General features: G+C 66.3%; 16 protein-coding genes. 10 read left to right on the top strand and 6 right to left on the bottom strand.

Features of this window, described 5'->3' with window-relative positions:
• Positions 1–29: 29 nt before the first annotated feature.
• A complete protein-coding gene (locus FRC98_RS19015) occupies positions 30–3,359 on the top strand; it encodes a choice-of-anchor Q domain-containing protein (RefSeq protein WP_146983023.1) in 3,330 nt (1,109 codons plus the stop codon).
• Positions 3,360–3,508: 149 nt separating this feature from the next.
• Here the strand turns inward: FRC98_RS19015 and FRC98_RS19010 are convergent, their stop codons facing one another.
• Positions 3,509–4,939, bottom strand: a complete 1,431-nt coding sequence (locus FRC98_RS19010; RefSeq protein ID WP_146983022.1) for a serine/threonine protein kinase — start codon at positions 4,937–4,939, stop codon at positions 3,509–3,511.
• Positions 4,940–5,150: 211 nt separating this feature from the next.
• Between FRC98_RS19010 and nikR the strand changes: the two genes are divergently transcribed.
• The 4 genes from nikR to FRC98_RS18990 are packed head-to-tail and all read left to right on the top strand — an operon-like array spanning position 5,151 to position 9,259.
• On the top strand, positions 5,151–5,594 hold the full coding sequence (nikR, locus tag FRC98_RS19005) for a nickel-responsive transcriptional regulator NikR (RefSeq protein ID WP_146983020.1): 444 nt from the start codon (positions 5,151–5,153) through the stop codon (positions 5,592–5,594).
• A gap of 2 nt (positions 5,595–5,596) precedes the next feature.
• On the top strand, positions 5,597–6,355 hold the full coding sequence (locus tag FRC98_RS19000) for a hypothetical protein (protein WP_230467801.1): 759 nt from the start codon (positions 5,597–5,599) through the stop codon (positions 6,353–6,355).
• A gap of 4 nt (positions 6,356–6,359) precedes the next feature.
• On the top strand, positions 6,360–7,094 hold the full coding sequence (locus FRC98_RS18995) for a hypothetical protein (protein ID WP_146983017.1): 735 nt from the start codon (positions 6,360–6,362) through the stop codon (positions 7,092–7,094).
• A 35-nt stretch (positions 7,095–7,129) separates the two neighbouring features.
• Entirely contained in the window at positions 7,130–9,259 is a 2,130-nt protein-coding gene (locus FRC98_RS18990) for a TonB-dependent receptor (RefSeq protein WP_230467800.1), read from the top strand.
• Between the two features lie 440 nt (positions 9,260–9,699).
• Here FRC98_RS18990 and FRC98_RS18985 read toward each other — a convergent pair whose 3' ends face one another.
• Positions 9,700–10,101 carry a hypothetical protein gene (locus FRC98_RS18985; protein ID WP_230467799.1) on the bottom strand — a complete coding sequence of 134 codons (402 nt, stop codon included), beginning with the start codon at positions 10,099–10,101 and terminating at the stop codon, positions 9,700–9,702.
• A gap of 550 nt (positions 10,102–10,651) precedes the next feature.
• Between FRC98_RS18985 and FRC98_RS18980 the strand changes: the two genes are divergently transcribed.
• From FRC98_RS18980 to FRC98_RS18970, 3 genes are read left to right on the top strand one after another with little or no spacing between them, the layout of a single operon-like run.
• Positions 10,652–12,517, top strand: a complete 1,866-nt coding sequence (locus tag FRC98_RS18980; RefSeq protein ID WP_146983015.1) for an iron-containing alcohol dehydrogenase — start codon at positions 10,652–10,654, stop codon at positions 12,515–12,517.
• Positions 12,518–12,572: 55 nt separating this feature from the next.
• Positions 12,573–13,337, top strand: a complete 765-nt coding sequence (locus FRC98_RS18975) for an SDR family NAD(P)-dependent oxidoreductase (RefSeq protein WP_146983013.1) — start codon at positions 12,573–12,575, stop codon at positions 13,335–13,337.
• Entirely contained in the window at positions 13,334–14,293 is a 960-nt protein-coding gene (locus FRC98_RS18970; protein WP_146983012.1) for a PfkB family carbohydrate kinase, read from the top strand. The genes FRC98_RS18975 and FRC98_RS18970 overlap by 4 nt, the downstream gene beginning before the upstream one ends.
• A gap of 4 nt (positions 14,294–14,297) precedes the next feature.
• Here FRC98_RS18970 and FRC98_RS18965 read toward each other — a convergent pair whose 3' ends face one another.
• The 4 genes from FRC98_RS18965 to FRC98_RS18950 form a co-directional block, all read right to left on the bottom strand.
• Complete coding sequence (locus FRC98_RS18965; RefSeq protein WP_230467798.1) at positions 14,298–14,987, bottom strand: HPP family protein; 690 nt, start codon at positions 14,985–14,987, stop codon at positions 14,298–14,300.
• On the bottom strand, positions 14,984–15,427 hold the full coding sequence (locus FRC98_RS18960; protein WP_146983010.1) for a tetratricopeptide repeat protein: 444 nt from the start codon (positions 15,425–15,427) through the stop codon (positions 14,984–14,986). The genes FRC98_RS18965 and FRC98_RS18960 overlap by 4 nt, the downstream gene beginning before the upstream one ends.
• A gap of 111 nt (positions 15,428–15,538) precedes the next feature.
• Positions 15,539–16,522: a DNA cytosine methyltransferase gene (locus FRC98_RS18955; protein WP_230467797.1), complete on the bottom strand. Its 984-nt coding sequence runs from the start codon at positions 16,520–16,522 to the stop codon at positions 15,539–15,541.
• Positions 16,522–17,256, bottom strand: coding sequence for an alpha/beta fold hydrolase (locus tag FRC98_RS18950; protein WP_146983008.1), 735 nt, complete (start codon positions 17,254–17,256; stop codon positions 16,522–16,524). Before FRC98_RS18950 ends, FRC98_RS18955 begins: the two co-directional genes overlap by 1 nt.
• A 174-nt stretch (positions 17,257–17,430) precedes the next feature.
• On the opposite strand from FRC98_RS18950, the gene FRC98_RS18945 reads away from it, so the two are divergent.
• Positions 17,431–17,619 carry a hypothetical protein gene (locus FRC98_RS18945; protein ID WP_146983007.1) on the top strand — a complete coding sequence of 63 codons (189 nt, stop codon included), beginning with the start codon at positions 17,431–17,433 and terminating at the stop codon, positions 17,617–17,619.
• A gap of 185 nt (positions 17,620–17,804) precedes the next feature.
• Positions 17,805–18,188: a nuclear transport factor 2 family protein gene (locus FRC98_RS18940; RefSeq protein WP_146983005.1), complete on the top strand. Its 384-nt coding sequence runs from the start codon at positions 17,805–17,807 to the stop codon at positions 18,186–18,188.

The raw sequence follows: 18,188 nt of genomic DNA, 5'->3' as shown, positions 1-18,188 counted from the left end.
TTCCTCGACCTCTGACGTACGAGAACATAATGACACTGAAAAAACGCCACGCCCTCTGGGCGCTCCTGATCCTGTTGGCCGCCTGCGGCACCGAGCCCGGTGACGACCCCACCGACCCCGACGCGGGCATCGTCGACGACGCCGGAGAAGACGTCGACCCGGGCCCCACAGCCCGCATCGCCCTTCCCTCCAACCTTGAGCTGAGCGCGGCGCTCAACAGCGATGCCACCGCCAGCTTCACCGTGGTCAACGTCGGCGATGTGGCCGTCGATCTTAGCGTGGAGGCCACCCAGAGCTGGCTTTCGCTGGATACCGAATCGCTCGCGCTCGATGCCGACGCCCAGGCCTCCGTCTCGCTGACGGCCTCCTGCCGCGAGCTCGACGAAGTTCGCAGCGGCACCCTCACCCTGGCCGATGTCGCCGCCGGGGTCAGCGCCGAGATCAACGTCATCCTCATCTGCGGCGACGCCGACCCGGCCGCCTCCCTGGAGGTCGCCATCGCCGGACTTCCTGACGATCTTACCCCGCAGGTCAGCGTCACCGGACCCGATGATTTTGAAGCCACCCTCACCGAATCCCACATCTTTGAAGATGTCCCCCCGGGCACCTACGTGGTCGAGGCGGAGCGCGTGGGCCAGGGCGCCATCTATGAGGCCGCCTACCCCACCCAGGAGCTGGAGATCGCGCTGGGGCAAGACCTGCTGGCGGTCGTCGAATACCTGCCCGTCCCGGGCTCGCTTGAGGTCAGCGTCGCCGGGCTTCCCACCGGCGCCCAGGCCGCGCTCGACGTAATCGACGCCGAGGGCGACGTCACCCGTCTTCCGGCCAACGCGCAGCTCGACGCCATCGAGCCGGGCGACTACACCCTGGCCCCGGCCGATGTCAGCGCCGGCGGCACCCTCTACAGCGCCTCGTCGCAGACCTTCAGCATTGAGAGCGAGCAGACCACCAACCTCACCGTGACCTATGAGGCTGGCCTGGCCAGCCTCACCATCACCATCGAGGGCACCGGCGGCGCCCAGGCCGATGTCACCCTCAGCGGGCCAAACGGCTTCTCGCAGACCCTCACCGAGTCCACCACCCTCAACGCCCTGGAGCCTGGCGAGTACACCTTAAGCCCGGCCGACATTGTCGAGTCCCCGGCACGCTACCAGGCCTCGAGTTCCACGCTCACCCTGGCTGCCGGCCAGCAGGCCAGCGCCACCGTGACCTACGAGGTCGTGCGCGGCGAGCTCCAGATCGCCGCCGACGGCCTCGGTGGCGCAAGCTTCAGCGTGCGCGTCGAGGGCCCCGAGGGCACCCTCAACGAGCTCGGCCCCCTCACCCTGAGCGATCTTCTCCCGGGCGACTACCTGGTCACCTTCATCAGCCGCGCCCTCAATGGCGAGACCCTCAACGCCTCCCCCGGAAGCGTCAACGTCACGGTGACCAGCGACGGCCCGGCCGCCGTCGCCCAGACCACCTACCTGGGCACCACCGCCACCCTGCGCATCGCCCTCAACGCCCCTCCCGGCGCCGCCCACAACTTTGAGCTGCGCACCACCACCGGCACCACCGTCGAGGCCTTTACCTTGAGCGGCAGTGACACCCGTGAGCTCACCCTGGAGCCCGGCGCCTACATCCTGGAGCTCGTCAACACTCCCACCGACAGCGGCGGAAACCAGCTCAGCGTCATCGGCGCCGGCGGCACCTACACCTTAAACGGCGGGGACGTGGTCGACGCCACCATCACCTCCACCTCCCCGGCCTACGTGACCTCCGCCGCCAACAGCGGCCCGGGCTCGCTCCGTGCGGTCATCCAGCAGGTCAACGCCGGCAGCACCATCACCTTTGCCCCGGGCGTCTCCCCCATCACCCTGAGCAGCCGCATCACCATCGACAAAAACATCACCCTGAGCGGCTCCGGCCAACCCGCCGACCTGATCATCCGCGGCGCCGGCAGCAACGGCCTCTTCGACATCGACCGCGACCGGCGCCTCACGGTGCAAAACCTCACCCTGCGCGACGGTTTTGACGAGTACGGCGGCGTGGCCCGCGGCGAGGGCTCGATGAGCCTGGTCAACGTCGATCTTCTCAACAACACCGCCCAGGTCAACGGCGGCGCCCTCTACCTGACCCGCGGCTCCATCAACGCCTCCAACGTGCGCGCTATCGGAAACTCCGCGCTCAACGAAGGCGGCGTCTTCTGGCTGCGCGGCAACGAGCCGGTCATCGTCGACAGCCACTTTGAAAACAACTCCGCCACCGAGCTCGGCGGCGCCATCTTCGCCAACACCGAGTTTCGCACCGACAACGACGGGGTCTACCTGCGTCGCAACCTCTTTAAGTCCAACAGCGCCAACCGCGGCGGCGCCGTCTACCTCGACAGCCTGGGCCGCATCCAGAACTGCACCTTCACCGAAAACAGCGCTACCGAGCGCGGCGGCGCCCTCTACCAGGACAGCTTCCTCAACGGCATCGCTAACGACGACCCGCGTCTTTTGCGCCTGGCGTTTAACACCTTCTCGGGCAACACCTCCGCCCAGGGACGCTCCATCTGGAAGAGCCCCATCTCGCCACTGGAGCTGCGCGGAAACCTCATCGTCGAAGACAGCGGCTTTGCCCTCTACGTCCCGGTGGAAGACTCCCTGCAGGAGGTCGTCTCGCTGGGCTACAACATCATCGCCCCGGTCAGCACGACCATCATCGATGAGCTGGCCACCGACATCACCTCCGACAGCGCGCTGGCCTCCACCGGCCTGCAGACTTTGAGCGATAACGGCGGCGCCACCCACACCATGGCCCTGAGCAGCGGCGCGGCCGCCCTGGGGCGCGTTCCCGCCGCCCAGTGCCTCAACTTCGACAACGCCCCGCTGACCACCGACCAGCGCCGCGCCCCTCGCCCCAACGCCGGCTTCTGCAGCGTGGGCGCCTGGGAGAGCAGCGAGGCCATCACCGGCACCCTCGAAGACTTCTCCACCACCGGCCTGGAAGGCTCCGGCTATGAAAGCGGCACCTTCACCGGCACCAGCGGCCTGACCTTCGTCTACACCGAGGCCCGCAATCAGGATCAATACGGCATCGACGATGAAGGCATCATGCTGCGCGCCGGCGGCACCCTCAGCACCACCCTCCCTGCCCCGGTCAACGTCATCAGCATCGACTACCGCAAAGCCTTCCCGGGTACCTCCGGCCGCGCTGTCGAGATCTGGGTCAACGGCCAACAGGAAGCCACCAGCGGCACCTTCGGCACCATCGCCGGCGACGACCCCACCGTCTACAATCTCACCGCCACCGGTCTGAACCTCACCACCGACGCGCAGCTTGAGATCCGCGTCAACGGCGCCCAGATCGTGCTCGACAACCTCATCTGGCAATAGGCGCCAGCTCAGGCTCCGTCGCAAAACAAAACGCCCCGGGCCGAAAGCCCGGGGCGCTTTTTGTTCGGATACACCTCACCACACAAACGCGGCGTATCCTATTGATTTCAAACGACATTCCAGCAAGCCCAACCCACACCACCAACAGCTCAGGGCAGCCTGGACTCGGTGCACTGGATCACGTTGATCACACGGTCGCCCACCTTCAACAGCCCCCCGCGTAGCTCCCACTGGCCATCGGAATCTTTGATCGCTGTAAACGCGTAGCTTCCCCGCGCCTTCGAGCCGCTCATGTGCATATGCCAGGACGCTGTCCCGCTACTGGACGAGGTCTCCGTCGACCCCGTCTGACACCCCACCACCGCCACGCCGATATCCTCGCCAAGCGCCTCCTGCGCCAGCTCGCAACTCTGCAGAGGCCCGAACACCACCTCTTCATAGCCGCTCATTTTGGCGGCAAAACGCCCGCAGTTCGTGCCAGAGACGAGCGAGATAAGGATCACCACAAAAAAGATCGAGCCGAACGCCGCCCCGCCCTTGCCCCCACCGCTTTTTGCCACTTTACCCCGCGACGCCGACGCCATCGCCCCGACCGGTTGCCGCGCCCCGCGCCCGGCCGCGCCCGACCTTGATCTCGCGCGCGACGTCGACCTCGACGGAAGCGACTGCACCGCCGGCCGCACCATCGCCGCGCGCCGCGCCTGAAGCACGTTGAGCATCGACGCCCGCGCTCCGCGCAGGCTCACCGCCCCGCCCAACGCTTCTAACGCCTCCAACGCCTCACGGGCTGTGCGGTAGCGATCTTCCACATCGGGTGGGAGCATCCCGTCGAGAAAGCGCGCGAAGGACTCCGAGACGTTGACCGCCCCCCGAAAATCCAGCGCCATACGCCGCACGGGAAGCTCCGCCGGATGCCGTCCGCTCAAAAGATGCACCGCCGTCGCCCCCACCGCATAAAGGTCGGTAGCGGGCACTGCGCGCCCCATCAGCTGCTCCACCGGCATGTAGCCGGTGGTGCCCACGATCGTGGAGCCGCCGGTGTCTTCGGCCGCCAGCGTCTGCACCGCCCCAAAGTCGATCAGCGCCAGGCTCCCGTCGGCGCGCTCCATCAGGTTGGAAGGCTTGATGTCACGGTGAATCATCGGCGGGCTCAGCGTCTGCATATACGCCAGCACCTCCAGAAGCTCCGCCACCAGCGCTTTGACCTGCCCCTCGGTCCAGCGCCTCCCCCGCTCCACCTCCGAGCCCAGGTCGCGGCCCTCCACATAGGACTGCGCCAGAAAAAAACGCTCCCCGCCCCAGCCGTCGTCCACGTGGAACGCCTCCTCATAGGCCGGGATCGCCGGGTGCGAGAGCGCCCGCAGCGCCTGCCCCTCCCGCTCAAAAAGCTCGACGGCCTTCCAGCTCTCCACCCGCGCCACCGCCAGCTCTTTGAGCGCCACCTGGCGCCCATCGGCGGTCGTCGCGAGATAGGTGGTGCCGTGCGCCCCCTCCCCCAACACCCTTTCGACGCGATAACGCCCTGCCAGCAGGCGGTTGAGCTCCTCGATCGGCGCGCTCGACAGACCCATATCATCCATATCTTAAACCTTTCATCTCGACGCCCTCGATCCGCGCCGGTCTCACGTGACATCAGCCGCGCGAGTATACGCAAGGCGGCCGGTGCGACAACGCGCCACGCCACGCTCCAAAAGATCCTTCTTGCTCGTCATCGAAGCCGGTGTTACGCACCGTCAACTTCGTAACACACCCCACTTCGGGGTAAGACGTCGTAACCGATGGAGCCCTCACATGTCTGACCTCACCCGCGCCAGCATCGCCGTCGACGCCGAACTCTTAGAGCGTTTTGACGCCTGGATCACCAACAGCGGCCACTCCAACCGCTCCGAAGCCCTGCGCGATCTCATCCGCCAGCGCCTCGCCAGCGAGGAGTGGGAGCAGGCTCAAAACGCCGTCGCCACCGTCACGCTGGTCTACGACCACCACAAACGCGGCCTGAGCAAGGAGCTCGAAGACGTGGGCCACATCCACCACCACGCCATCATCTCGTCGATGCACGTGCACCTCGACCACGACACCTGCCTCGAAGTCATCACCCTGCGCGGCGCTCCCGCCGACTTAAAACACGTCGCCGACCACCTCATCGGCATGAAAGGCGTACTCTTCGGCCAGGCCGTCTACAGCGCGCTCCCCGAGACCTCCGCCGAGCACACGACCGGGCACTCCCACCCATGAACATGTCTACGAAAATTCAAACACTTACACTCGCCGCGCTCATGGTCACATCCGGCTGCGGCGAATCGCAGCCCCCCATCGAAGTCGCGATTCCCGTGGTGGTCGACGCCACCGGTCCTGGCAGCGCGGAGACCGACCTTGGCTACCGCATCGAGCTAAGCGAGGCCCGCTTCGCGTTTGGCAACGTGCGTTTTCTGACCGGAGGAAGCGAGCACGCCAGCCTGCCGGCTCGCGCCTATGACCTCGTGATTCCCAGCGCCCGGGCCCACCCCGGCCATGGCGAAGGCGGCGAGGTGATGGGAGAGCTCCCGGGCGACTATGAGGTCGACTGGGTTAGCGAAGGTGATCGCGACCTGGGCAGCGCCACGCTGCTCGAAGGCGACTACACCTCGGCCTCCCTGACCCTGGCGCGTTTCAGCGAAGCTCCCGAGCTGAGCATTCGCCTCGCCGGCACAGCGACGCGCGAGGGAGAAAGCACCGACTTCACCTTTGAGGTCGCTGCCCCCGAGGGGCGCGAGATCACCGCCATTTATTTTCCGCACGCCATCACCTCCGAGCTCGTCCCGGATGGCCTGCTGCGCTTTCGCTTCGTTTTTGAAGAGGTCTTCGGCCAGGGCCACCTCTTCGATGGCGTCGACTTTGAGGCGCTGGCCACCGGGGGCGTCGTGAGCTTTGGCGCCACCGAAAACGATCCCATCTACCTGGAGGTGCGCCGTCGCCTCCTCTCCCACGACCACGTTAAATTTCAACTTCAGGAGTAACGCCATGTTCAGCCCCACCACCCGCACCACCGCCCTTGCCAGCCTGCTTCTTCTGCCCCTTGCCGCCGCCTGTGGCGAGAGCGACGCGCAGAGCCCCGAGGGCCAGGGCATGCTCAATGTGTTTGTCTATGGCGAAGAGTTTGTGGAAGAGGGCATCCCCGCCGACGCCATGAGCGATGGCTGGGCGATTGATTTTGAAGGGTTTGCCGTCGAGGTGACCTCGGTGACGGTCGGCGACGCCGCGTTCAGCGACGCCACCACCATCCAGATCGCGCCCCCCACCGAGGGCGAAGGCCACCACCTGGCCGAGCTCCCCCTCGACGCCGGCACCTACGAGAGCGTGGACTACGCCCTGGGCACCATCCGCGTGGTTGGAAGCGCCGAAAAAGAAGGCGTCACCAAAACCTTCGACTGGACCTTCGAGGTGCCCACCACCTACGCCGAATGCCACACCACGGTCACCGTCGAGGCCGACCAGAGCAGCCGCCTGGAGCTGACGATTCACGCCGACCACCTCTTCTACGACAGCCTGGTCAGCGAAGACCCCGCGCTGGTCTTCGCCCTGCTGGCCGCGGCCGATGGCGACGATGAGAACGACGACATCTCCAGAGAAGAGCTCGAAGCGGCCTCGGTGGGCACCCTGGACGTCGGTAACGAAGAGATTGAGAACCTCTGGGAGTGGCTCGAAGCCCAGGTCGCAACCCTCGGCCACATCGACGGCGAAGGACACTGCCACTGATGGTTTCAGACCGTTCAACCAGGGGGCGGCGCGCGTTGAAGCGTGTCGCCCTTTCTTTGCTCGCCATGTGCATGGTCACGCCGGGGGGCATGCCCTCGGCCTTTGCGCAATCACCGACGGACACGGCTGATGCCCCCGCGATCGATGCCCTGGCACCCGATCAGGCCGACGCAACTGATCCCACAGACGAGCCCGACGACACCTTAAGGGTGACCGTGCGCGCCAACCTGCCCCGCACCCTGACCAGCGCCACGATGACGCTGGGACGCCAGGAACTCGACGCCGCCCCGGCTCGAAACGCCGAGGAGCTCTTGAGGCAGGTGCCCGGCCTCACGCTGATTCAGCACGGCAGCGAGGGTAAAGGCCACCAGTTCTTCTTACGCGGCTTCGACGCGGTGCACGGCGCCGATCTGGAGCTGACGCTCGGAGGCGTCCCGCTCAACGAGTGGAGCAACATCCACGGCCAGGGCTACATCGATCTGGGCGTGGTGCTGCCCGAGGTCGTGGAGACGATGCACGTCATCAAGGGGCCTTTTGCGCTGCATCAGGGGCTCTTTGGTATGGCGGGCACCGTGGACTACCGCCCCGGCGTCTCCCCGCAGTATCTCGATGGCCAGGCGCTGCAGAGCCACGTCGCGCTGACCGGCGGCACCACCGGCAGGCTGCGCCTCTTTGGCCGCCACGCCAGCGCCGACGGCGCCTCCTTTGCGGCCGCCGAGCTCATGCGCGACGCGGGCTATGGCCAGCAGCGCGGCATTGAGCGCGCCACGCTCAACGCCTCCACCTCCGAGCTCCGGCTGGCCGGCGGGCGGCTCAGCACCTTTTTTGCCGCCGGCGCCTCCCGCTTCGAGCTCCCCGGCACCCTGCGCAGCCCCGACGTCGACGCCGGCCGCATCGGCTTCTACGAGGCCTACGAAGATGTGGGTCGCGGCCAGTCCGCCCGGGCTCTCGGCGCGGCCACCTGGCAGCGCCGCGGCGCGTTGACCTCCGGCGATATGCTGCGCCTGCGCGTCGACGGCGCCGCCCGCGACCTGGTGCTCTTTGAGAACTTTACCGGCTACCTGGACGACCCCATCGAAGGCGACCGCACCCGCCAGGCGCACCGCACCTTCGGCGGCGGCGCGGATCTTTTTTACTCCCGACCGCTCATCGAACGCCTGAGCTTTGTGGGCGGCGCCCACCTGCGCGGCGAACATGTTACGCAGTCCGAGCGTGGCGTCGACGCCGAGCTCGCAACCACCTCCACGCTGCGCGCTCTGCGCGGGGTGCAGTCGAGCTTCGGCGCGCGCGCCGGCCTGCGCCTTCACCCCACCTCCACGCTCCGGCTGGACCTGGGCAGCCGCTTCGACGGCGCCTTCCTCCGGGCCACCGACACCACCTCGACCTCCACCGCCGACGCCACCGGCCAAGACCTGCTCGTCGCGGCATCCCCCCGCGCCTCGGCCCGCTACAAGCCGGGCGATCGCTGGACCTTCTTTGCGGCTTACGGCCGCGGCCTTCGCCCCCCCGAACTTCGAGCGTTTGCCGGCGCCTCCGACGAGCTCGTCGCGGCCTTCTCCCAATCCCACGCCGCCGAGCTCGGCGCCCGCGTCTTCCCCACCGACTGGCTCGGCATCACGCTGACGGGCTTTGCCACCCTCCTCGATCGCGAGATCTTCTTCGACCACCTCTCCGCCACCACCATCGAGCTCCCCTCAAGCCGCCGCCTGGGCGCCGAAGTTTTTCTGGATATTCACCCCACCGACTGGATGCACCTCAGCGGCGATCTGACCTGGGTCGACGCCCGCTTCACCGACCCCGAGTTTTCCAACCTCAACCAGCCCGTTCCCCAGGTCCCCACGCTCACCGCCGGCGCGCACTGGGTCGTCACCCACCCCTCAGGCCTGGGCGGCGGGCTGCGCTTTTTGGCCGTCGCCCCCCGCAACCTCCCCGCCGGCGCCCGCTCCGCCCCCCTGACCCGCGTCGACGCCACCCTCGGCTACCGCTTGCGCCGCTGGCAGGTGGGCCTGGAGCTCGAAAACCTGCTCAACCAACGGCTGCGGGAGGGCGAGTATGTGTATGCGAGCCACTGGCAACAGGGCACGAGCGGCAGTCGCCTGCCGGTGCTCCACCAGAGCGCCGGGCCGCCTTTCAATGCGCGGTTGACGGTGTCGGCGGAGTTTTGAGGGGGCGCTCGGGTTTGCGGGGTGGGTTGGTTTGGCTGAGCGTTCCGGGTTCGCTTTGTGGTTGGGTGGTTGGGTGGTTGTGGGGCGCTCGGGTTGGCGAGGTGGGTCGATTCGGGAGGACCGCCGGGGTTTGCGGTTCGCGATAGGCTTGTGACCCCCTCGACCCCCTGGCAGATCCTTTCGCGATAGGTTTGCGAACCCCTCGACCCCCTGCCCCACCCTTTCGCGATAGGTTTGCGTCCCCCCTCGACCCCCTGCCCGACCCTTTCGCGATAGGTTTGCGAACCCCTCGACACCCTGCCCGACCCTTTCGCGATAGGTTTGCGAACCCCTCGACGCCCTGCCCGACCCTTTCGCGATAGGTTTGCGAACCCCTCGACACCCTGCCCGACCCGTTCGCGATAGGTTCGCGACCCCCTCGACGCCCCGTTTGGGGTATGTCACTTGGTTTGCATGTGCTCGTTCGGGTACTCGGGCTCGGGCTCGATCTCGATCTCGGGCTCGATCTCGATCTCGGGCTCGATCTCGGGCTCGATCTCGGGCTCGATCTCGATCTCGGGCTCGATCTCGATCTCGGGCTCGATCTCGGGCTCGATCTCGGGCTCGATCTCGATCTCGGGCTCGATCTCGATCTCGGGCTCGATCTCGGGCTCGGGCTCGGGCTCGATCTCGATCTCGGGCTCGATCTCGATCTCGGGCTCGATCTCGGGCTCGATCTCGGGCTCGATCTCGATCTCGGGCTCGATCTCGATCTCGGGCTCGATCTCGGGCTCGATCTCGGGCTCGATCTCGATCTCGAACCGCGAACCCCGGCCGCCCACACGAATCGACCCACCCCGCAAACCCCGGCGCTCCACAACCACCCAACCACCCAACAACCCAACCCCAACCCGCGAACCCCCAAACCCGAGCGCATTCAGGGCGGCGATTGGCAAGGAGGCCGGGATGAAGCTGTAGCAACGCTACCGCGAATCCCGGACGACGCAGCCAGCGTCGTCCTGAGGCGCTCGGCACACACGAATCGACCAATTTTGCGCCCCTCCCAAGCCCCTCAACCACACAACCACCCAACCACCCAACCACAAAGCGAACCTGCCAACGCCCTCACGAATCGACCAACCCCGCGCCCCTCCCAGGCCCCTCAACCACACAACCACACAACCACCCAACCACCCAACCACAAAGCGAACCTGCCAACGCCCTCACGAATCGACCAAACCCCGCGCCCCTCCCAGGCCCCTCAACCACACAACCACACAACCACCTGACCACAAAGCGTCCCCCCCAACCCACAGCAAACCCCGATGTTGATATTCCGTAAAGGCCGCACTAGGTTACCCCCCGACAGCACCCGTGATTTTTCACACCTCACCATCCCCCCCGGACGTACCCATGCCCACCACCGCCTTGATTCCCGCCGCCGGCCGCGGCGCGCGCCTCGATCGCCCCAACACGCCCAAGCCCCTCGTGCACGTGGGCGGAAAGCCGCTCTTGCTCTCGCTTCTCCAGCGTCTGGAGAAGGCCGGTGTGGAGCGCGCGGTGGTGGTTACCGGCTTTGGCTCGGAGCGGGTGGTGCGCGAGCTGACCAACCACCCCGATCTGAGCCTGAAGGTGGAGTTTGTAGAACACGCCGAGTGGCAGCAGGGCCTGGCGAGCACGCTGCTGGCGGCGAAGGGATTGATCGACGAGAACTTTGTGATCGCGATGGCCGACCACGTCTTTGACCAAAAACTCGTCGACGCGATCGTGGCCGCCGAGCCTGGCGACGATGTGGGCGTGGCGCTGGTCGACACCAACGTCACGGAAGTCTTTGAGCTGGAAGATGCCGTCAAAGTCACGCTAGAGGGCGATCGCCTCACCACGGCCTCCCGCACCCTGGAGAACCCCGACGGAGTCGACGCCGGGCTCTTCGCCTTCACCCCGGCGCTTTTCGAGGCGCTGGAAGAGGCGCGTAAGTTGAAAGAACCGGCCAGCCTCACCGACGCGCTGGCGCTCCTGGGGGAGCGTGGCCAGATGGGCACGATCACCACCGGCGGTCGCGCCTGGCACGATATCGACACCCCCCAGTCGCTGGTGCGCGCCGAGATGGCCCACCGCGCGGGCATCCGCAAGGCGGCGGTGCACCGCCCCGAGTTCAAGGTCGAGGAGAGCCGCACCACGCATAGCTACGACTTCATCGCCGGCGCTCCGGTCAAGACTGAGATTCACGTGCAGCGCGGCTTTGTGCGCAACCCCGAGCGCCTTCAGCTCATCCCCGACGAGAGCGCGTCCTCGCCAATCTACGTCTTCACCGACACCACGGTGAACGGCATCTACGGCGATGATTTCGTCGGTGGCCTCGACCGCATGGGCTACGACGTGCGCCGCATCGTCATGAAAGACGGCGAAGAGTCAAAATCGATGGCCAACTACGTCAAGCTGGTCGACCAGATCCTGGCCGAGGGCATCGACGAGCGCTCCGTGCTCATCTCGCTGGGCGGCGGCGCGGTCGCCAACATCTGTGGTTTCATCGCCTCGACCCTCTACCGGGGCATCGGCCTTGTGCACGTGCCCACCACGCTTATGGCCCAGTGCGACGCTTCCATCAGCCATAAGCAGGGCATCAACGGGGCGCGGGGCAAGAACCTCGTCGGCTCCTACTACTCGCCCATCGCCATCGCCGTCGACGTTGAGGTGCTCGCCACGCTCGAAGACTGGCTGATCCCCGACGGGTTGAGCGAGGTCATCAAACACGCGCTCGGCCAGGACCGCGACTACCTCGATTACCTGCTCGGCTACGAGGGCAAGATCGACGATCCGGACTTTCTGGAGACGGTCGTGCGCAAAAACATCGAGCTCAAATGCGAGCTCGTGGCCATCGACCCCAAAGAGCATCGCGAGGGCATGGTGCTGCAGTACGGCCACGAGGTCGGCCACCCCGTCGAGTATCTTTCGGGCTATGACCTCAATCACGGGCAGTCCGTCGCCATCGGCATGATGGTCGCCGCCCGCGTCGCGCGTCTGATGGGCGCCTGCGACGACGCGATGGTCGATCTGCACCGCCAGGTCATCGAAAAATTCGAGCTCCCCACCCGCATCCCCGCCCACCTCAAGGTCGACGATATCCTGGCGTCGATGCGCTACAACAAGCGCTACCTCACCGAAGGCACGCGCATGGCACTCCTCGACGGCCCCGGCAGCCTCTGGCAGGTCGAAGAAGACTACGCCATCCCCGTCCCCACCGAAGTTCTGATTGAGGCCATCCGCCAGTCATATTGATAAGGGCGGCGAGTGCGGTCTTTCAGGTGATTTTGCAAGGCAGTGAGGCGAAGTGATGGAGAAAACGATCGTGATCACGGGCGGCTCCAGCGGCATCGGGCTGGCGAGCGCGCGCCACTTTTTGAAGGCGGAGCACCGCGTGGTGCTCTGCGCGCGCAACGGGGCAAAGCTGGCCGCGGCGGCGGAATCTCTGCAAGAGGCCGCTCGGAGCGCCGGGGCAACGATTGAGACCTACGCGCTCGACGTCACCGACCAGGCCGCCGTCGAAACCTTATTCGAAAAAATTGGTCCCATTCACACGCTGATCGCCAACGCCGGCGTCTGCCTGCAGGCGCGCCTCGACGACGGGCATAGCGACGAGGTCTGGAAGACGACTTTTGATGTGAACGTGCACGGGGCCTATTACTGCGTCAAAGCCGCAGCCGCTTCGATGCCCGAGGGCGGCCGCATCGTCACCGTCTCCTCGGGGCTGGGTAAGAACGCGCGCGCGGGCTACGAGGCGTATACGGCCAGCAAACACGCCGTGCTGGGCCTGACCAAATGCGTGGCCCTGGAGCTTGCGCCGCGCCAGATTCGCGTCAACGCCGTCTGCCCCGGCTGGGTCGATACGCCCATGGCGCGGGCCGACTCCGCCTACTCTGCTCAAGCCCGGGGCGAAGACGTCGACGACTTCCGCAAAAAGGCCATCGCCGCGATTCCGCTCGGGCGGATGGTCTCGCCAGAAGAGGTCGCCGAGCTGATCGCATTTCTGGCCAGCGACGCCGCCAGCGCCATCACCGGGCAGAGCTACAACGTGAGCAATGGCGAGTTTTTCAATTGAGCCCGTCGCGTCAAAACACTGGCGAAACTCACCGCACGCTTGTGGTCGGTCACGTCACCCACGACCGCTACCCGGGCGGCTTTAAGGCCGGCGGCTGCGCCTATTATGGCGCCGAGGTGCACCGCCGCCTCCCGGGCCACACCCATCTCTTAAGTGTGGTCGGCGAAGACTTTGAGTGCGACGCGGCGCTCACCGACATTGAGCACACAGCAGTGCGCCGGGGCCAGACCACCGTCTTTGCCAACTACTACCCCCACGATGCCCCGCGGGTGCAACTTTTAGAGGCCATCGCCCCGGACGTCTCCCCCGCGCTCTGCCCCCCGGGCTGGCTCGACGCCGAGCTCGTGCATCTGGCGCCGGTGCTCGGCGAAGTCCCTCTCTCGGACTGGCTCCAGGCGTTGCGCAGCACGGGTCGCCAGAACCTTGTCGCCATCAACATCCAGGGCTGGATCAAGGTGGGCGGTGAGCCGATGGAGGATGCCGCCGCGCTCGAATCTCTGCATGAACGCGGCGTGGCTCCCGGCGCGCTCGAAGTCGTGCAAAAACCCTGGGAGATCGACCCAGACGCGTTGCGCGGCGTCGACGTGGCCTGCCTGAGCGAAGAAGATCTGATCGACCAGGGCGATCTTCTCGATCGCCTCTTACGCGTCGTGCCCACTGTGGCGCTGACCCTGGGCACCCGCGGAAGCCGCATCTTCCAAAAAGGCCGCACCATCGAGGTGGGCATCTTCCCCACCGAGGCCGTCGACCCCACCGGCGCCGGCGACGTCTTCGCCGCCACCTTCACCCACCACCTGATGCTGGGCGCCGAGCCCGCCGACGCCGCGCGCCAGGCCAGCGCCGCCTCGTCCATCGTGGTCGAAGGGCTGGGACCATCGACCCTGCATCGTCTGCACGAAGCGCCGGCGCGCGCCGCCAGAATCCCCACGCGCACCCTGCACCCGATGCCCGCCTGATTTTTCAGATCATTCTGTCGCCGGGCTTAACTGGCGAGTCGTCCAGCTCGGCCTTCAGCTTCGCGGCCTGCTCGGCGCGCTGCTCCGAGGGGCGCCACAGCGGGTAAGGAATGCCCGCCAGGCGGTTGATCACAACCCCCTGCAGGGCCATCAGACACACCGCCCCCATCAACACCGGCGCCTGCCACAGATGCGGCATCAGCCCCAGCGAGACGATCAGCGTGGTGGCCCCGGCCGGCGGGTGCGCCACGCCGAAATACACCATCACCGCCCCCGTCCCGCCCAGCGAGAGCGCGGCCGCCCCCACCCGCGCAAGCCCCACCCCTTCGCTTAAGTTCGCCGGCACCCCCAGCAGCCCAAAGGCCCATAAACAAAAAAGCCCGACGAGCACGCCTACCAGATGCCCCAGCACGGTATGGCGCGGCGAGGAGGCCGCGGCCAGGGGGCGAAAGAAGAGCAGAAAAGCCGTGGGCCCCAGCGAGGGAAAGATCAATGGCGAGCGCGCCAGATGGGCCATCGCCGCCAGAAGCCCGATGCTCACGCCCCCGTTGATCAGCATAAAGAGCGCCTGCGAGCGCGGGGAGCGCGCCCGCTCATCAACATCGTCTGCGCCCAGACGTTTTAAAATCCCGCGCACGATCGAGGGCACCCCCACCCTTAACCCGCGTCGCGTCTCGTCACCCGAATCGCTCAACGAAACACCCGCTCAAGCTCCCCCTTCTCTGGCAGCTCCTCGATCTGCTCCGCCGGCCCCAGCTCCCTGCGGTAACAATGGCGCAGGCTATCGCTGCCGCTGATCAGCCCGCGCCCCGTCGCCTGCACCGCGTGGTAGTGGTAGCCGCGATGACGGTAGTCGTTGTCGCGAATCGGGCTCTCCTCCCCGAAGCAGATCTGGTGCACGACGTACTCGGTCAGCCCCTCGGCCTGCGCCTGACGTCGCTCGCTCTCCAGCTGCCACCATCCCCAGCCCCACCACGCCAGATAACCCAGCGCCACCACAAAGAGCCCCAGCACGATCATGCCCCCGAAAGCCTTCTCGCCACGCACCGCATCGACCTCGGGCAAAGGCTCCAGACAGTAGAGGCAGTTGTTGGTGCCCGGCGGGTTTTTCTCATCACACTTTTTGCACTTCATCGCTGCTCACAAGTCTCGTTGGGGGGCCTTCGAACGGTCGCCGCGCGTCGGCCTTATGGTTCGCTTCGGGATGCCGCCAGCTAAGCGACCACGAGGCCTGCCTGTCAACCCTCAGGGAAGGGCCAGCGCCTCACTGGCCTTAGCGTCGACAGGCGTCTCGGCGCCAGATAGCGAGGGAATCAGGGCGCTGAGCACCTCCCGCATCGCCCAGACCGAGAGGCTGTTGCCGATAAGTTTGTAGCGCTGGCGCAGGCTCACATGGTCTGGAAACCCGAAGTCCGGCGAAAACCCCATCAGCCCCAGCATCTCGCGGGGGGTAAAGCGACGCACGCGCCCGTCTGCCATGCGCAGGTAGGCGCCGGCGGCCTGCCAGGTCTTGCCGTAGGCCCCGGTGAAGGTGTTGGCGATGCGTCCGGGCTCCTCCCGCAGATCGAAGATGCGCATGCCCGGCCCGTGTTTTGCCAGCGCCTCTTCAGGCACCACGACCTGCCCGAGCTCCTCGTCGGTGGGCGCCATCAAGAAGTCGGCCAGCGGCCGCATCGCCGCAGCTTCGCGCTTCTCCCGGGGACGCAACCCTCTGCGGCTGGCCACCAGATAATAGCGCTCCCGCTGCGCCGGAACGCCCAGCTCGGTGGGGCAGAGCAGGCGCTCGGCCACCTCGTAGCCCGCATCGCTGAGCGTCCTGAGCACCAGCGCGTGGGCGTCGGACCCCTGAAACCCCGGCACGTTCTCCATCGCCACATGCGCGGGCCCCTGGCGCTCGATAAGCGCCATGATGCGAATCAGGCTGCGCGCGCGATGGTCCTCAAGATCCCGCTGATGCCCCCGCGTCGTATAGGGCTGGCAGGGCGGCGACATCCACCAGAGGTCGGCCTCGTAGCCAAAAATCTCCGCCTCATCGAGGTGCTCCAGGTGGGCCTGGCGCGCGCCGTGATCGTGAAAATTGTGGCGGTACACCTCGATAGCGTGGCCCGAGAGATCGAGCGCGCCCACCACGTTTGCGTGCCCCTGCACCGCGGCGGCAAAACCACCGATGCCGCAGAAAAGCTCCAGGCAGCGCAGGGGCGCACCCGGGGTTGAAGCAGTATCAGACATCAGCCGGCCACCTGCGCAAGCTCACCCACCTGCTTCAGCGCTCCGGTGAGCTGACCGTCGGTCAACAGGCCCATAAGCCGGTGGCCGCCGGCAGAGACCGCGCGGAGCTCGGTGCCCGTCTGTGCGCTTAAGCGCTCGCTGTCGGCCAGCGGCACCGTATCATCGCTCGGATCATGAAAAATGAGCGTGCGCGAGGCCCCATCAAAACCCTCCAGGCGCGCGGCCGCGTCGAGCCCCATCCGCCGGTGCGCCGCATGAAAGGCCGGCGCCAGCAGCACTGCAGGCCCCTTCCAGTGGCCACGCAACATCAACTCCAGGGTGATCGCCCCGCCCCAGCTCGACCCCAGCACCACGTCGGGCTTAAAGGTCGCGAGCATCCGCCGCTGCACCTCCACACACTGCTCATAGCTCGTGCACACCGCCTGGCGCGTCACCTCCTCGCCGCGCGCGGTCCACCACGCCCCGATGCCCACGCCGGCAAGCGCCACCGGCCACATCTTCTTGCGCAGAAGCCCCGCCCCCACCATCGCCGCAGCCCCGGCGGCGGCCATATGCACCTCCGGCGAACGCAGGATGTTGCGCATCACCGAATGATGACGGTCCAGGCGCTTGAGCGACATCCGCATATCCGCCGCGCTCACATCCACGCCCGCCGCCCGCAGCTGCTGAACCTTATCGCCAGACGGACCGCTCTCCAGCCCGTGCACAAACATCACTCTGGGGTAACTCGTCACGCTTCAACTCCTCACACGCTTCTCCCGCCACATCAACCGCCGCGCTTACCCGAAAGGCCGCGACCGGTGGTCCTCTGGTACGCCAGCCTCGCCAGCAAAACAAGCCCCTCGCCCTCGACAGCAGACAGGACGCACAGAACACCTCCAACACCAAAAACCAAGAAGATACCGGCGATGCAGAGCAAAAAGTGGTCCCCCTTCGTTACCGAAGATGACGCCGGCGACTTTGCCATCGCCTATACCAACACCGCCGCCATCGGCGAACACCCCTGCGCGCAGACTTCACGCGGCGGCTCGATCTACCGGGATGCCAACGACCACGGCCAGCTCGACGCTCCCACCCTGGCATCCATCAACGAGTGAGCCGGCCGCGTGTCTGAAAGCATCCGAAAATATCCAAAAAGATCCGTCCGAGAGACGGACATCAGCCAGCAACGACGCCAACTTCCGGCGATCGGTTGGTGGTCGCGGCCCCGCGTCGATCTTCGATCAAAAGCGCCCCTGAAGCGCTGTCCTGATCGATACACCGACCAGCCCGGAGCCCTCCCATGGACCCAAACACCCTCGCCAGCCGCTCAGCCCGTGAGGTCTTGGACGACCACCTCGACCTGGCCCGAAGCTGGGATTTTGAGACGGATCTCGAGCGTAACTTCGCCCCCGACATCGTCCTGATGACCACCTACGGCATCTTCCGCGGGGTGGAGGGCCTGCGCGAGAAGGTGCGCCTTTTGCAAAAACAACTCCCCGACGGCCAGTGGACCTACCACCGCATCATGGTCGAGCGGCACCTGGGGTTTCTGGAGTGGAGCGGCGTCGGCAAAAACGGTGCCCGCGTCGAAGATGGCGCCGACTCCTACCTCATCGAAGATGGAAAAATCCGCGCCATGACCATCCATTATACCGTGATCCCGGGCGTCCCCCCCGAGGCTTAA

Origin of the sequence: Lujinxingia vulgaris (assembly GCF_007997015.1) — a bacterium.
Taxonomy (GTDB): Bacteria; Myxococcota_A; Bradymonadia; order Bradymonadales; family Bradymonadaceae; genus Lujinxingia; species Lujinxingia vulgaris.
This window is presented reverse-complemented; position numbering and strand designations above follow the sequence as displayed.

What these genes read in the sequence shown, in the direction of transcription:
- FRC98_RS19015 (WP_146983023.1), top strand. Translation starts at nt 30, where the DNA reads ATGACACTGAAAAAACGCCACGCCCTCTGGGCGCTCCTGATCCTGTTG.
- FRC98_RS19010 (WP_146983022.1), bottom strand. Translation starts at nt 4,939, where the DNA reads ATGGATGATATGGGTCTGTCGAGCGCGCCGATCGAGGAGCTCAACCGC.
- nikR (WP_146983020.1), top strand. Translation starts at nt 5,151, where the DNA reads ATGTCTGACCTCACCCGCGCCAGCATCGCCGTCGACGCCGAACTCTTA.
- FRC98_RS19000 (WP_230467801.1), top strand. Translation starts at nt 5,597, where the DNA reads ATGTCTACGAAAATTCAAACACTTACACTCGCCGCGCTCATGGTCACA.
- FRC98_RS18995 (WP_146983017.1), top strand. Translation starts at nt 6,360, where the DNA reads ATGTTCAGCCCCACCACCCGCACCACCGCCCTTGCCAGCCTGCTTCTT.
- FRC98_RS18980 (WP_146983015.1), top strand. Translation starts at nt 10,652, where the DNA reads ATGCCCACCACCGCCTTGATTCCCGCCGCCGGCCGCGGCGCGCGCCTC.
- FRC98_RS18975 (WP_146983013.1), top strand. Translation starts at nt 12,573, where the DNA reads ATGGAGAAAACGATCGTGATCACGGGCGGCTCCAGCGGCATCGGGCTG.
- FRC98_RS18960 (WP_146983010.1), bottom strand. Translation starts at nt 15,427, where the DNA reads ATGAAGTGCAAAAAGTGTGATGAGAAAAACCCGCCGGGCACCAACAAC.
- FRC98_RS18955 (WP_230467797.1), bottom strand. Translation starts at nt 16,522, where the DNA reads ATGTCTGATACTGCTTCAACCCCGGGTGCGCCCCTGCGCTGCCTGGAG.
- FRC98_RS18945 (WP_146983007.1), top strand. Translation starts at nt 17,431, where the DNA reads ATGCAGAGCAAAAAGTGGTCCCCCTTCGTTACCGAAGATGACGCCGGC.
- FRC98_RS18940 (WP_146983005.1), top strand. Translation starts at nt 17,805, where the DNA reads ATGGACCCAAACACCCTCGCCAGCCGCTCAGCCCGTGAGGTCTTGGAC.